The 14944-nt window shown below is 66.6% G+C and carries 13 protein-coding genes; 10 read left to right on the top strand and 3 right to left on the bottom strand.

Annotated features, from left to right (window positions below; genetic code table 11):
- Window positions 1–26: 26 nt before the first annotated feature.
- Window positions 27–728 carry a DNA repair protein RadC gene (gene radC, locus BCY78_RS13590; RefSeq protein WP_369808702.1) on the top strand — a complete coding sequence of 234 codons (702 nt, stop codon included), beginning with the start codon at window positions 27–29 and terminating at the stop codon, window positions 726–728.
- Window positions 729–829: 101 nt separating this feature from the next.
- Here the strand turns inward: radC and BCY78_RS13585 are convergent, their stop codons facing one another.
- Together BCY78_RS13585 and secA are read right to left on the bottom strand one after the other, a co-directional pair.
- Window positions 830–2053 carry a hypothetical protein gene (locus BCY78_RS13585; protein ID WP_068302750.1) on the bottom strand — a complete coding sequence of 408 codons (1224 nt, stop codon included), beginning with the start codon at window positions 2051–2053 and terminating at the stop codon, window positions 830–832.
- Window positions 2054–2243: 190 nt separating this feature from the next.
- Window positions 2244–4991 carry a preprotein translocase subunit SecA gene (secA, locus tag BCY78_RS13580; protein ID WP_068302748.1) on the bottom strand — a complete coding sequence of 916 codons (2748 nt, stop codon included), beginning with the start codon at window positions 4989–4991 and terminating at the stop codon, window positions 2244–2246.
- A 177-nt stretch (window positions 4992–5168) separates the two neighbouring features.
- Here secA and BCY78_RS13575 point away from each other — a divergent pair, with 177 nt between their 5' ends.
- The 7 genes from BCY78_RS13575 (at window position 5169) to BCY78_RS13550 (ending at window position 11416) form a co-directional block, all read left to right on the top strand.
- Complete coding sequence (locus BCY78_RS13575) at window positions 5169–6017, top strand: peptidylprolyl isomerase (RefSeq protein WP_068302747.1); 849 nt, start codon at window positions 5169–5171, stop codon at window positions 6015–6017.
- A gap of 88 nt (window positions 6018–6105) precedes the next feature.
- Complete coding sequence (argJ, locus tag BCY78_RS13570) at window positions 6106–7455, top strand: bifunctional glutamate N-acetyltransferase/amino-acid acetyltransferase ArgJ (RefSeq protein WP_083195026.1); 1350 nt, start codon at window positions 6106–6108, stop codon at window positions 7453–7455.
- Window positions 7456–7571: 116 nt separating this feature from the next.
- A complete protein-coding gene (gene mutT, locus BCY78_RS13565; RefSeq protein WP_068302744.1) occupies window positions 7572–7970 on the top strand; it encodes an 8-oxo-dGTP diphosphatase MutT in 399 nt (132 codons plus the stop codon).
- A 160-nt stretch (window positions 7971–8130) separates the two neighbouring features.
- Window positions 8131–8274 (top strand): hypothetical protein, encoded by a 144-nt coding sequence (locus tag BCY78_RS25865; protein ID WP_199523153.1) that lies wholly within the window; start codon window positions 8131–8133, stop codon window positions 8272–8274.
- Between the two features lie 148 nt (window positions 8275–8422).
- Complete coding sequence (kynU, locus tag BCY78_RS13560; RefSeq protein WP_068302742.1) at window positions 8423–9619, top strand: kynureninase; 1197 nt, start codon at window positions 8423–8425, stop codon at window positions 9617–9619.
- A 224-nt stretch (window positions 9620–9843) separates the two neighbouring features.
- Complete coding sequence (gene kynA / locus BCY78_RS13555; protein ID WP_068302741.1) at window positions 9844–10680, top strand: tryptophan 2,3-dioxygenase; 837 nt, start codon at window positions 9844–9846, stop codon at window positions 10678–10680.
- A gap of 106 nt (window positions 10681–10786) precedes the next feature.
- Complete coding sequence (locus tag BCY78_RS13550; RefSeq protein WP_068302740.1) at window positions 10787–11416, top strand: L,D-transpeptidase; 630 nt, start codon at window positions 10787–10789, stop codon at window positions 11414–11416.
- A 3-nt stretch (window positions 11417–11419) separates the two neighbouring features.
- On the opposite strand, the gene BCY78_RS13545 is transcribed toward BCY78_RS13550, so the two are convergent.
- On the bottom strand, window positions 11420–12016 hold the full coding sequence (locus BCY78_RS13545) for a TetR/AcrR family transcriptional regulator (protein ID WP_068302739.1): 597 nt from the start codon (window positions 12014–12016) through the stop codon (window positions 11420–11422).
- A gap of 92 nt (window positions 12017–12108) precedes the next feature.
- On the opposite strand from BCY78_RS13545, the gene BCY78_RS13540 reads away from it, so the two are divergent.
- Window positions 12109–12579 (top strand): (2Fe-2S)-binding protein, encoded by a 471-nt coding sequence (locus BCY78_RS13540; RefSeq protein WP_068302736.1) that lies wholly within the window; start codon window positions 12109–12111, stop codon window positions 12577–12579.
- The gene (locus BCY78_RS13535; protein ID WP_068302735.1) at window positions 12576–14804 is read left to right on the top strand and encodes a xanthine dehydrogenase family protein molybdopterin-binding subunit; all 2229 of its coding nucleotides are present in this window, start codon (window positions 12576–12578) and stop codon (window positions 14802–14804) included. Before BCY78_RS13540 ends, BCY78_RS13535 begins: the two co-directional genes overlap by 4 nt.
- The last annotated feature ends 140 nt before the right edge of the window (window positions 14805–14944 follow it).

The following is a 14944-nucleotide window of genomic DNA, read 5'->3' as shown; positions in this document are numbered from 1 at the left end:
ACGACAGGTTCACCGCCCCCCAGGCCGTGCACCCGGCTTCGGACATGGGTCGCGTACCCTCGTACCTCAAGGATCACCGCAAGCGCTTGCGGCAGCGGTTCCTTGATGGCGGGGCGGCGGCCGTCCCGGATTACGAGATGTTGGAGCTGATCCTCTTCGGCGCCATTCCCCGCGCGGATGTGAAACCGCTCGCGCATAGCCTGATCCAGCAGTTCGGCAGCCTCGCCGGCGTCGTCACCGCCCCGGAGTCCCAGCTCCGCAAGGTCGAGGGCGTCGGCGAGACAATTCTCGTCGCCCTGAAACTGGCCGAAGCCGTCGCCGGCCGTCTGACCCGCGCCAAGGTGCTGAACCGGCCGGTGATTTCCAGCTGGGACGCTCTGCTGGATTATTGCCACACGACGATGGCGCACCGGGGGATCGAACACGCGCGGGTGCTGTTCCTTGACCGGAAGAACTGCCTGATTGCCGATGAGGAACAGGGTAAAGGCACCGTCGACCATGTCCCCCTCTATCCGCGAGAGGTCCTGCGCCGCGCGCTGGAATTGGAAGCCTCGGCACTGATCCTCGTGCACAACCATCCGACGGGTGATCCCACCCCCAGCCAACAGGACATCGCGCTGACGGAACGCATCCGCACCGGGGCCGAGGCGCTCTCGCTGACCCTGCACGACCACTTAGTGATCGGCAAATCCACGGAGTTCAGCTTCCGCGCGGAAGGCCTGCTCTAATACCGCCGCGCACCGTCCGCCAAGCCGCCATGCAGAAGCGGCGCCCATCCCCCCGGATGAGCGCCGCCCTATGACTGCCGCCCCAATCTGGGACGCGACGATTACCCCTGATTCAGGGCAATCTGAAGTTCGGGGAGGACACCCGGCAGGACCACATAGCCGCCGGCGCCATCGCAATCGGGCATGTCCAGGCGCAGGGTCCGGATCTGGGCGGCACCGTCGCCGTGCAGCTCGATGGTGTTGGCACTGAGGGCCTTGCCGCAGCTCGCATCCGTCACCGGCACTTCGATCTCCAGCGACACGCGCCCGGTCTGCGGCGTTTCCCCGCGCGGGTAGGAATAGACCTGCGCCTGAGTGCCACCGGCGATCGCCGGATCGCCCAGCGCGGTCAGGAACCCTTGGCCGGCGATGCCCGGCTGGTGCGGCTGGCGGGACGAGACATGGCCCGCATCCCCCCAATCCGCGCCGAATTCGTAAGCGTTCAGCTCCAGCGCGACCGGGGCCGCCCATTGCAGAACCACGCGCTCCATCGTGGACAGGTCCGGCACCGTGGTGCGGTCGCTTTGGCTGCGGCCATCGATGAAGCTGAGCGTGACCTCGGCATCGCTGGTCAGCGCCGGGATCTGCGCGAGCAGCTGACCGTCGGCGCCCAACTGCGCGTCGAATTGCAGCCCGGCATGGTCCAGATGCACCACGGCGTTGCTGTCGCAGGGCGCATAGACCGAGGTTTCCAGCATGGCGCCGGGGGCCGGGGTGACGACCAGCCAGACGGCGCAGGCCTCCAGCTCGGCCCGCAGATCGGAATCGAGCGGGGTGTCCGAGGTCAGATCGGTGCTGCGCGGGGTATCCAGCGGCAAGGGCGCGGTCGCAACCGGCGGCAATTGGCGCGGCAGGACGCCGGGCGCGGGCGAGACGGTGGCGACATCCTCGGCGTTGGGGACGACGCTGGCGCGCTGCAGCGGCTCTGCAGGGGCCGGGCTGCGCGCATCGGCCAGTTGGGTTACCGGCGCGGCGATGGACGGCGTAGCGCCGCCCTGCGGCTCTGGCGAGGCGATCGAGGGCGCGACCGGGACTGCGATCCGGCCGACCGGGCGCATATCGCTGCTGCTCTCCTCGGACGCGGCGATCAACGATGGCGCGGTCGACGGCGTGGAGGCCGTGGGCGCCGCGCCCCCGACACCCGGCAGGACCGAGGCCGTTGACAGCCCCTCGGCCGGCATGGCCTGCATCATCGCGGCTTCGCGCGATTGCTGGAACTTGGTTCCGGCGACGACGGCCGCCCCCATGGCGACGGCAGCAACGGCAACGATGCGGACCCTATTCATGACCGACTCCGACTGAAAGACTCTCTGCGTTGGCGGCAAGATCGGCGGCAAAGCAGGCAGCTTTTGGGCTATCGGTTGATTGTTTCTGGGCAGTGTTAAGATCCGGTGGACCGGGGCCGGGTCGTTGACGGATGTGAAAAAGGGGCCCGAGGGGCCCCTTTCACGTCGTCTGGGAACAATGGCCGGCCGATCAGGCCAGCGCACCGTGGCATTGCTTGAACTTCTTGCCCGAGCCGCAGGGGCAAGGATCGTTGCGGCTGGGGTTGCCCCAGGTCGCCTGATCGTTCTCGTCGAAGCCTTCGCGCGGCGTGCCGGCCGGAGCCTCGGGCGCAGCCGCCGGGGCCGGGGCGCCACCGCCCAGACGGGGCAGCGGCATCGGCGCGTCCAGCTTGCCATCGTCGCGCGCGGCAGCGGCCTGCAGCGCCATCTGCTGCTGCATCGCCGCCTGTTCCTCGGCGGTCAGCGGACGGATGCGCGACAGCTGGCGGGTGACGTCCTCACGCAGGGCGCCGAGCATATGCTCAAACAGCACGAAGGCTTCCGACTTGTACTCGTTCAGCGGGTCACGCTGGGCGAGGCCGCGGAAGTTCACCGCCGAGCGCAGGTGGTCGAGCGTGACGATATGCTCGCGCCATTTGCTGTCGATGACGTTCAGCAGCAGCTGCTTCTCGATCTGACGCATGGTGTCCGAGGTGAAGGAGGCCTCCTTCTCGGTCATCAGCGTATCGGCGGCTTCGGTGATGCGCTCGCGCACGATCTCCTGATCCACGCCATCCTCGTCGGCCCATTGCGCGACCGGCAAGTCAAGGTTCAGCTTGTCCTTCAGGGCCGCGGCCAGACCATCGGTATCCCATTGATCGGCATAGGAACCCTGCGGCAGGAACTGGCTGACCAGATCCTCGACCACGGCATGGCGCATGTCGCCCGTGACCTCGGACAGGTCCTCGGATTCCAGGATCTCCAGACGCTGTTCGAAGATCACCCTACGCTGGTCGTTCATGACGTTGTCGAACTTCAGCAGCGTCTTGCGGATGTCGAAGTTGCGCGCCTCGACCTTGCCCTGCGCCTTTTCCAGCGACTTGTTCACCCAGGGGTGCACGATCGCCTCGCCTTCCTTCATGCCCAGCGTCGAGAGGACCTTCTCCAGACGCTCGGAGCCGAAGATGCGCATCAGGTCGTCTTCCAGCGACAGGAAGAACACCGAGCGACCGGGATCGCCCTGACGGCCCGAGCGGCCCCGCAGCTGGTTGTCGATCCGGCGCGATTCATGGCGCTCGGTGGCGAGGACGAAAAGACCGCCCGCCGCCAGAACCTTTTCCTTCTCGCCTGCGACCTCGGCCTCGATCCGCTCGCGCAGGGCCACGGGATCGGCGGTCGGATCGGCGGCCAGCGCATCCTGCACCTGCATCTCGACGTTGCCGCCCAGCTGGATGTCCGTACCACGACCGGCCATGTTGGTGGCTATGGTGACGGCGCCCAGACGGCCGGCCTCGGCGACGATGTTCGCCTCGCGCTCGTGCTGGCGGGCGTTGAGGACGTTGTGCGCGATGCCGGCTTTGGTCAGCATCTGCGACAATTCTTCGGATTTCTCGATCGAGGTGGTGCCGACGAGGATCGGCTGACCCTTCTCCTGCGCCGCCTTGATCTCGGCGACGATGCCGTCGAACTTCTCACGCGCGGATTTGTAGACCTGATCGTGCTCGTCGATCCGGGCGATCGGACGGTTGGTCGGGATCTCGACCACGCCGAGGTTGTAGATTTCCTGGAATTCTTCCGCCTCGGTCGAGGCCGTGCCGGTCATGCCGCCCAGCTTCTTGTACATGCGGAAGTAGTTCTGGAACGTCACCGAGGCCATGGTCACGGTCTCGGGCTGGATCTGCACGCCTTCCTTGGCCTCGACAGCCTGATGCAGGCCCTCGGACAGCTGGCGGCCCAGCATCATACGGCCGGTATGCTCGTCGATCAGGACGATCTTGCCGTCGCGCACGATGTAATGCTGGTCCTTGTGCAGCATCTTGTGCGCGCGCAGGGCCTGATTGACGTGGTGCACCAGCGTCGTCGATTCCGGATCGTACAGCGACTGACCTTCCGGCAGGAGCCCATCGGCATAGAGCAGTTGCTCGATATGCTCGTTGCCCTCGTCGGTATAGGTGACCGAGCGCGCCTTCTCATCCAGCGTGAAATCCTCATCCACCAGCGAGGGGATCAGAGCGTTCACACGGACATAGAGGTTGCCCTTGTCCGGCATCGGGCCCGAGATGATCAGCGGCGTCCGGGCTTCGTCGATCAGGATCGAGTCGACCTCATCGACGATGGCGAAGTTGTGCCCGCGCTGCATCATCTGATCCAGCGAGGTCTTCATGTTGTCGCGCAGGTAGTCGAAGCCCAGCTCGTTGTTCGTCGCGTAGGTAATATCCGACTGATAGGCCACGCGCTTTTCGTCATCCGGCTGATGCGGGACGACGACACCGGTGGTCAGACCCAGCTTGCCATAGACCTTGCTCATCCAGCCGGCGTCGCGGCGGGCGAGGTAGTCGTTGACGGTGACGACATGCACGCCGTCGCCCGAAAGCGCGTTCAGATAGGCCGGGAAGGTTGCGACAAGGGTCTTGCCCTCACCCGTCTTCATCTCGGCGATGTTGCCCTGATGCAGGAAGATGCCGCCAATGAGCTGCACGTCGAACGCCCGCAGGCCGATGGCGCGCTTGGCCCCCTCGCGGCAGTTGGCGAAGGCCTCGGGCAGCAGGCTGTCCAGGCTCTCGCCCTTGGCGTAGCGTTCCTTGAACTCGGCGGTCTTGGCGACGAGGCCCGCATCGTCGAGCGCGGCGTATTCCTCCTCGAGCGCGTTGATCTTCGCAACCAGCGGTCGCACGGCCTTTACCTTGCGATCGTTCGCCGTGCCGAAAACCTTCCGGCTCAGAGTTCCAAGACCCAACATGCTTTCTCCGCTCGCCTTTGTGTGACCGGCTGTCAGCGCCGGCAGTCTTGCCGGTCGGCGGCTGCTTTCTTAAACAGAACCCGTCTGGCCAGCCCGAAAATCCGTTCTGGCATGTAGTGGGCAGGCCTAGCCAAGTCAATCTTACCGGCCCTTCGGGGCGCGATTCAGGAGCCTAGCATGTTCAAAAACGCTCGATTTGCCGCGGCCACCGCCGTCTTTGCCGCCTTTGCCGTTCCGGCGATGGCGCAGGACGCCTCGACGGTGCTGGCCCGCGTCGGCGATACCGAGATCACGCTCGGCCATGCGATTGCCCTGCGCAGCCAGCTGCCGCAGCAATTCGCCCAGGTGCCCGACGAGACGCTGTTCCCCGCCATCGTGCAGCAGCTGATCGAACAGGAAGTGATCGCCCAGTCGACCGAAGGCAGCCTGACCCATGCTCAGGAAATCATGCTCGAGAACGAGACGCGCAACTTCCTCGCCAATGCCGCGCTGATGGATGTTGCGCAGGAAGCCGTCACCGACGAGAGCATCGCCGCCGCCTACGAGGCCTTCGCCGCCGAATACAACGAGGGCGATCCCGTCACCGAATACCACGCCGCTCATATTCTCGTCCGTACCGAGGAAGAGCGCGATCAGGTCGTCGCCGCGCTGGCCGAGGGCCGCGAATTCGCCGATGTCGCGCGGGAATTCTCGATCGACGGTTCGGCCCAGCAGGGCGGTGACCTCGGCTGGTTCCCCGCCGGCGTGATGATCCCCGACTTCCAGGCCGCCGTCGAAGCGCTGGAGCCTGGCCAGGTGTCCGAGCCGGTGCAGACCCGCTTCGGCTGGCACGTGATCCAGCTGCAGGAAATCCGCGATGCCTCGGCCCCGGCCCTGGCGGATGTGCGCGAGGAACTGGTCGCCGAGATCCAGCGCGAAGCCACCCGCACCTATATCGACGGCCTGAGCGCCAACACCACTGTCGAAGACCTGTCGGAAGGCGTCGATGTCAATCTTCTCAGCGACATGACCCTGCTGGACGAGTAATCGCGACGCGCGTATCCTGCGCCCGCATCCGGCCCGTACCCCTCCGGGGGTGCGGGCCTTTCTCTTTCCTGACCGGAGATCCCTGGCCATGGCCAAGAAGTACAAGCAGAAGGCAAAGAAGTGGAAAGCCCGCGCCAAGTCGCTGGCCAGCCGCCTCGCCGCCCCGGTTGCCGCCGTCGCGCCCGCGCCGAAAACCAAGGTCGTGATGGTCTCGCCGCTGGCCCCCAAGGACGGCTTCCCGCTGCTGCCCGCCATCGCCGGGGTCGACTTCGCCACCGCGCAGGCCGGCGTGCGCTACAAGGGCCGCACCGACGTGATGCTGGCGCGCCTTGCGCCCGGCTCGGTCGTCGCCGGCACCTTCACCCGCTCGGCCACCCGCTCGGCTGCGGTTCTCGATTGTCAGGCCAAGATCGGCGTCAAGGCCGGGGCCGACCAAGGTGCCGCGATCCTCGTCAATTCGGGCAATTCCAACGCCTTCACCGGCGCGCGCGGCTGGGCTTCGGTCAACGCGCTCTCGGCCTCGGTCGCCGAGAAACTCGGCGTGCCGGAAACCCGCGTCTTCACCTCCTCGACCGGCGTGATCGGCGAGCCCCTGCCGCATGACCGCATCGAGGCCGCGCTCGACGGCCTCGTCTCGGGCCTGAAGCCCGACGGCATCGCCGACGCCGCCCGCGCCATCATGACCACGGACACCTTCCCTAAGGGCGCCATGGCCACGCTGGAAATCGGCGGCCAGACTGCGACCATCGCCGGCATCGCCAAGGGCTCGGGCATGATCGCGCCCGACATGGCGACGATGCTGGTCTATATCTTCACCGACGTGAAGATCGGCCAGAGCCAGCTGCAATCGGTGGTCAGCCGTCTCACCGACACCTCGTTCAACTGCATCACCGTCGACAGCGACACCTCGACCTCGGACACGCTGCTGATGGCCGCCACGGGTCAGGGTCCGGCGCTGACCAACATGCGCTCGGCCGAGGCCAAGGCCTTCGAGCGTGCGCTGAACGACGTGATGATGAACCTCGCGCATCAGGTGATCCGCGACGGCGAGGGCGCGACCAAGTTCGTCGGCATCACCGTCACCGGCGCCGAGAGCGACGCCGACGCCAAACGCTGCGCCCTGTCGATCGCCAATTCGCCGCTGGTGAAGACCGCGATCGCTGGCCAAGACCCGAACTGGGGCCGCATCGTCGCCGCCGTCGGCAAATCCGGCGCCGCCGCCGACCGTGACAAGCTGGGCATCACCTTCGGCGACATCACCGTCGCCACCGCGGGCCTCGTCGATCCCGACTACAAGGAAGCCGAAGGCGCGGCCTACATGCTGAACGAAGATCTCGAGATCGGCGTCGATCTGGGTCTGGGCAAGGGCAAGGCCAAGGTCTGGACCTGCGATCTGACCCATCGCTACATCGACATCAACGCCGATTACCGCTCGTAAGCGAAGCGCTGGCGGAAGGCCGCCCCGTCTTTGTGCTCCAAATATCCTCGGGGGGTCCGGGGGGCAGACAGCCCCCCGGCCTCTCCACTTGAAAGCCACGCCCGGAATATCGCGCCATGAAACTCGTCCTCGTCTCCGCTGTCGCCCTCATCGATGCCGATGGCCGCGTTCTCATTGCCCAACGGCCCGAGGGCAAGTCCATGGCCGGCCTGTGGGAATTCCCCGGCGGCAAGGTCGAGGCGGGCGAGACGCCCGAAGCCGCGCTGATCCGCGAGCTGCACGAGGAATTGGGGATCGAGACCTGGCAATCTTGCCTCGCCCCCCTGACCTTCGCCAGCCATGCCTATGAGGATTTCCATCTGCTGATGCCGCTGTTCGCCTGCCGTCGCTGGGAGGGAATCGTCACCCCGCGCGAAGGGCAGGTGCTGAAATGGGTCCGCGCGCGCGATCTGGCCGATTACCCGATGCCGCCCGCTGACATCCCGCTGATCCCGATCCTGCGGGATTGGCTGTAATCAATTCAGAAACAATCGCCACTCGCGGCGATATTGCCCCAGAATAGCGCAACAATAGGACAATCAAGTTCCTGATCTCAAACGATAAACCTCGTGGTTCTCCTAGCGATCCCTGCCCAATTGTGTCACAAATGAGGCAAGGTTAATCGGGGGACAAACCATGCTGAAGACCGTCATGATCGGCCGCTATCTGAGCATCCAGGGCAAGTTCGTGCGCACCACCGCCAGCGGGCTGATGGTGGTGAAGGTCGGCGACAAGACCTACGCCGGGCGCCCGGTCGCCAAGGGCCGTCACGTCGCCTGACAGACGCGAGAGACAGCAGGGTAACGAGTTTCGGGGCGTGTCGGCGAGGGGCTGGGCGCCCCATTTTCTTATCCAGCCCAAATCCTTCAAGCTTGAAACGATGGCCGCGAAGGCGTAGCGTCCGGGCAACCGACAACGAGGTCCGCCGATGCCCACCGACTTCTCCGCCACGCGCGCCATGTTCGATCTGCCCGAGGGGGTAATCTACCTTGACGGCAACTCGCTGGGTCCCCTGCCCCGCGCCGTGCCCGCGCGGCTGCAGCAGGCGGCGACTGCGGAATGGGGCCAGATGCTGATCACCGGCTGGAACAAAGCCGGCTGGATGGAGCTGCCGACCCGTATCGGCGACCGCATCGCCCGGCTGATCGGCGCCGAGGCCGGCCATGTCGTGATGGGCGACACGCTGTCGATCAAGGTCTATCAGGCGCTCGCCTCGTCTCTGGAGATGAACCCCAAGCGCCGGGTGATCCTGTCGGATACCGGCAACTTCCCCTCGGACCTGTACATGGCCGAGGGGCTGTGCCGGACCCTCGGGCCGGAGTACAGCCTGAAGACCGTCGCCCCCGAGGACGTGGCCGCTGCCATCGACGACACGGTCGCCGTGCTGATGCTGACTGAGGTCGATTACCGCACCGGCCGTCGCCACGACATGCCGGCGCTGACCGCGAAGGCGCATGAGGTCGGCGCGCTGGCGATCTGGGATCTGGCGCATTCCGCCGGGGCGACCGACGTGAAGGTGGCCGAAGGCGGCGCCGATTTCGCCGTCGGTTGCAGCTACAAGTACCTCAATTCCGGCCCCGGCGGCCCGGCCTTCATCTATGTCGCGCCGCGCCATGCCGAGACCGTGCGCCCGGCGCTGTCCGGCTGGCTGGGCCATGAGAAGCCCTTCGCCTTCGATCTGGATTACCGCCCCGGCTCGGGCATCGAGCGGATGCGCGTCGGCACCCCGCCGGTGCTGCAACTCGCCGCTTTGGATGCCGCGCTGGATGTCTGGGACGGGGTCGAGATCGCCGATCTGCGCGCCCGCTCGATCGAGCTGTGCGAGGCCTTCATCGCCGGTGTCGAGGCCACTTGCCCGACGCTGGAACTGGCCACCCCGCGCGACGCGTCGCAGCGTGGCTCTCAGGTCAGTTTCCGCCATCCCGAGGGTTATGCGATCATGCAGGCGCTGATCGCGCGCGGCGTGATCGGCGATTTCCGCGCGCCGGATATCCTGCGCTTCGGCTTCACCCCGCTCTATACCGCCTTCGAGGACGTCGAGGGCGCGGTGAAGATCCTCGCCGAGATCATGGCGACTGCCGAATGGGACCGGCCCGAGTTCAAGACGCGGGCGAAGGTGACGTGATCCGGGCGCGCGCCTCTGTAAGGACGTGGGAGGGGGGCGCTGCCCCCCGCCTTCGGCTCCCCCCGGGATATTTGGGGAGTAAAGATGGGGCGGGTGCGGCGCCGCTTTGTCGCCCGGCCGGATGGGTCGCGCTGTGGAAGCGGTTGGCGATGGTGGGTAAGTTGAATGCACGGGCGGCGGGCTGAGACCCTCCCTTTCCTTTACGCATTCAACGGAGCCTCACGATGAGCACCGCCTATGACCCGGCCCGCGAGGGCGCCCAGATGGCCTTTGACGGCCGCATGTCCTATACTGATTACCTCGGCCTCGACGCGATCCTGACCGCGCAGCATCCGCGATCGGACGCGCATGACGAGATGCTGTTCATCATCCAGCATCAGACCTCGGAGCTGTGGATGCGGCTCGCGCTGCACGAGATCGGCGCGGCGCGCGATCGGCTGGGGGCTGGCGAGACGCGGCAGGCGTTCAAGATGCTGACCCGCGTGGCGCGGATCTTCGAGCAGCTGAACAGCGCCTGGGACGTGCTGCGCACGATGACGCCCAGCGATTACACCACCTTCCGCGCGGCCCTCGGTGAAAGCTCGGGCTTTCAGTCGTGGCAGTATCGGCTGGTGGAATATGCCGTCGGCAACCGCAACACCGCCCTGTTGAAGCCGCATGCCCATCGCCCCGACCTGACCGCCGCGCTGGAGGCGGAGCTGGCGAAGCCGTCGCTCTATGATGTGGCGGTGAAGGCCCTGGCCGAGGCGGGCTTCGACATTCCGACCGAGGTTCTGGACCGTGATCTGCGCCAGCCCTGGGCGCAATCCGACGCGGTCGAGGCGGCCTGGCGCGAGGTCTATGCCGATCCGGCGAAGTACTGGGAGCTCTATGAGCTGGCCGAGAAGCTGGTGGATTTCGAGGATTACTTCCGCCGCTGGCGCTTCAACCATGTCACCACCGTCGAGCGCGTGATCGGCTTCAAGCGCGGCACCGGAGGCACGGCAGGGGTCAGCTATCTGCGGCGCATGCTGGAGGTGCAATTGTTCCCCGAACTTTGGGCGCTGCGGACCTCGCTGTAAGGGGAATAGGGCGGATTTCTGCTTTGTGACTGGAACCCCACTGGTGGCGGGGGCATTGTTTCTGTACCTGCCACCGATCCATTCCGCCTGATTCTGTGAGTATCTCATGCCTGTCCTGACCCGTCGCGCGCTGCTTGCCGGCCTTGCCGTCACCCCTCTGGCGGGGTGCGTCATGAACGACGAGCCCCCCGTCTTCGACCCGATCGACTACGGCCCGCGCGTCGACAACGGCTTCAACCTGCCAGCCGTCCCGATCGAGGAAGTTCCCGCCGGTCTGCGCCGTCAGGTCGTCCCGTTCGAGCTGGAATACGAGCCCGGCCATATCGTTATCGACCCGGACCAGCGCTCGCTCTACCTCGTGCTGCGCCGGGGCTATGCCCTGCGCTACGGCATCGCCGTGGGCCGCGAGGGGCTGGGCTGGCATGGCGAGGCCGTGGTCTACAACAAGGCGCAATGGCCGCCCTGGACGCCGACCGCCAATATGATCGAGCGCGATCCGGGTCTTGCGGAATACGCGGACGGCCAACCCGGCGGCCCGTCGAACCCGCTGGGCGCACGCGCGCTGTACCTGCGGACGCTGGCGACCCAGTCGGACGAGGGCATCCGCATCCACGGCACGCCCAGCTGGCAGTCGATCGGTCGCGCGGCCTCGTCGGGCTGCTTCCGCATGATCAACCAGGAGGTCATCGACCTCTATGATCGTGTCGAGATCGGCACCCGCGTTTCGGTGATCTGAGCCTCACGGCCTCAGGCCACGCCCGAACAGCGTGGCCAGCCGGTTCAGCCGGGCACAGATCTCGTCGAACGAGGTGCCCGGCGTCTTCAACCCGCCCAGCGCCGCCACAAGGATCTGAGCCGACGCCACCGCATCGCCATCCGGCAGACGGATGCGCCCTGCCTCGGCCTCGGCCGCCAGCCATTCGGCGATCAGACGGGCGATTTCGGCCTCGCCCTTGCCGGCAATATCCGCGGCGGTCGAGAAATTCGCATCCAGCAGCTCCTCGCCATGCGGCGAATCGAACAGCAGCTTCATGTCCGGCCCCATCTTGGCCGCGAAGACCGCTGCGAGGGCCTGCTCAGGGTCCAGACCGGGCGTCAGCGCCGCCGCCACCCGGGCCATCGTCGCCTCGAAATACCAGATCACCAGTGAGCGGAAGATGTCCTGCTTGTTGCGGTAATGCTGGTACAGCGCCGGCCGCGACATGCCCGCCGCCTTGGCGATATCCTCCATCGATGTGCGCTTGAACCCGTAGCGCGCAAAGCACTCGGTCGCCGCCGCCATGATGCTGGCACGGCGGGGATCGTCTTCGTCGAAAGGCTGGGTCTGCGCTGTCATGCTGAAGCTCTGACACTATCCGTCTATTTTGTCAATTTACACACTGACACTTTCCGTTCATATTGTCAGGCGACATGATTCGGGAGGGCAGTATGCCGATACCTCTGACCATCAACGGCACCGCGCGCCAGATCGACGCGCCCGAGGAGACCCCGCTGCTGTGGGTCCTGCGCGACGAATTGGGGCTGACCGGCACCAAATACGGCTGCGGCGTGGGCGCCTGCGGGGCCTGCACCGTGCATATCGACGGCGAGGCTGTGCGCAGCTGCCAAGTGACGCTGGGCGACGCCTGGGGCGAGGTCACCACCATCGAGGGGCTGGGCACGCCCGACGCGCTGCACGTCCTGCAAACCGCCTGGCTGCGCCATCAAGTGGCGCAATGCGGCTACTGCCAGTCGGGCCAGATCATGCAGGCCGCCGATCTGCTGTCGCAAAACCCGAACCCCTCGGATGACGAGATCGACGCCGCCATGTCGGGCAATCTCTGCCGCTGCGGCACCTACAACCGCATCCGCGCCGCGATCCATGACGCGGCCGGCCAGATGCAGGAGGCCTCGCTGTGAGTCGTATCGGCAAGATCACCCGTCGCGCTTTCCTTGTCGGCGCTGCCGCCGTTGCCGGGGGCGTGGCCTTCGGTGTCTACAAGGTCCGTCAACCGATCCCCAACCCGCTGCATCCTGAGGAAGGCTCGGCGATGAGCGCCTTCCTGATCATCGATCAGGACGGGGTGACCGTCGTCTCGGGCCGGGCCGACATGGGTCAGGGCGCGCAATCGACGCTGGCCATGCTGGTCGCCGAGGAACTGGACGTGGATTGGGAGAGCGTGACGCTCGCCCACGGCCCGGCCTCGGCCGCCTATTACAACAAGGCGATGCTGGAATCGGCGATACCGGGGGCGGATTACAACCAATCCTCCTGGCTGCGCGCCGTGGGAGAGTCTTTGGGTGAGGTCGGCAAGCTGCTGGGCACGCAGATCACCGGTGGCTCAACCTCGATCAAGGACGGCTATGAGAAGATGCGGCTGGCCGGGGCCTCGGCCCGTGAGGCGCTGAAGATGGTGGCGGCGCGGCGGCTGGGGGTCGCCCTCGACCAGCTGACGACAGAAGGCGGCGCGGTCATCGCCCCCGACGGCACCCGTCTGCCCTATGCGGAACTGGCCGAGGAAGCCGCGACGCTGGAGCCGCCGCAGGTGGAACCCCGGCGCCGGGCGGATTGGAAGATCCTCGGCACCGAGCGCCCGCGCCGCGACATGCTGGCGAAGGTCACGGGAACGGAATCCTACGGCATCGACACGCGTCTGCCGGGGATGAAGTTCGCCACGGTGCGGATGAACCCCTATCTCGGCGGGGCGATGCGGCGGTTCGACCCCGCCCCCGCGCTGGAGATCCCCGGCGTCGAACAGGTGCTCGATATCGACGGGGGCATCGCGGTCATTGCCCGCAACACCTGGGCCGCCTTCCAGGGCGCGCAGGCGGTCGAGATCGACTGGGCCCCGGCCGACTACCCTGCCGACAGCGAGGCGATCTTCGCCACCATCGCCGCGGCCTTCGACGACAGCCCGAACTCGACCATGCGCGACGACGGGCCCGAGACCCAGCCGGGCACCGAGATCACCGCCGAATACCGCCTGCCCTATCTCTCGCACGCGCCGATGGAGCCGCAGAACGCCACCGCGCTGTTCGAGGATGGCGCGCTGACCCTCTGGGCCCCGAACCAGGCGCCGCTGGTGCAGCAACGCGCCGCCGCGCTGGGGGCAGGCATCGACCGCGACAAGGTCACCGTGCACACGACGGCGATGGGCGGCGGCTTCGGGCGTCGGGGCGAGTCGGATTACTCGAACCTGGCCGCCCGCGTCGCCCGGCAGATGCCCGGCGTGCCGGTGCAGGTCACCTGGTCGCGCGAGGAAGACATGACGCATGACCTCTACCGCCCCGCCGTGGTGGCGCGTCTGCGTGGCGTGGTCGAGGGCGGCGCGGCGAAGCTGTTCGACGCGCAGATTGCCGGGCAGAGCCTGATGGCGCAGGTCGTGCCGCGGATGTTCGGTTTCCCCGGCGGCGGCCCCGACCGGTCCTTGGTCGAGGGGCTCTTCGACCAACCCTACCGGATCCCCAGCTACCGGGTGCGCGGCTATACCGCCGAATTCCCGCTGCCGGTGAGCTTCTGGCGCTCGGTCGGCTCCAGCCACAATGGCTTCATCCATGAAAGCTTCATCGACGAGATGGCGCATGCCGCCGGTCGCGACCCGATGGACTTCCGGCTGGAGCTGGTGCGCCCCGAAAGCCCGGTGGCGGCGGGTGTGCTGGAAGCGGTGCGCGAGATGTCGGGCTGGGACCAGCCGCGCCGCCCGGGCACGGCAATGGGCGTCGCCATGTGCTGGAGCTTCGGCACGCCGGTCGCGCAGGTGATCGAGGTCGAGGATCAGGATGGCCGGATCCGCATCACCCGTGGCTGGATCGTCTGCGATCCCGGCGTGGTGCTGGACCCGGTCAATCTGGAAGCGCAGATGCAGGGCGGCATGATCTTCGGCCTCTCGGCGGCCGTGCACGGTCAGATCACCTTTGCCGACGGCGCGGTCGAGCAGTGGAATTTCCCCGACACCGACGGGCTGCGCATTTCCGGCGCGCCGGCCATCGAGGTCCGGGCGCTGCAAACGAACCCGCATCTCGGTGGTGTCGGTGAACCCGGCACCCCTCCCGCCGCGCCCGCACTGGCCAACGCGCTGTTTGCGCTGACCGGGACAAGGGCACGGGAATTGCCGCTGGATCGAACCTTCGACTTCGTTCTCTGACGGGACCGGCGACCGGGGGCTCTGCCCCCGGACCCCCGGGATATTTAGGGAGCAAAGATGGGACAAATTTGAGTAAAGTTGTCCAGATCGCGCCGGCAAAGCGCGCATCTTTACTCTCTAAATATCCTCGGGGGTGAGGG

This window comes from Pararhodobacter sp. CCB-MM2, assembly GCF_001691415.1.
Taxonomy (GTDB): domain Bacteria; phylum Pseudomonadota; class Alphaproteobacteria; order Rhodobacterales; family Rhodobacteraceae; genus Pararhodobacter.
The sequence above is the reverse complement of the archived record's forward strand: the minus strand, read 5'-3'. Positions and strand labels throughout refer to the sequence as shown.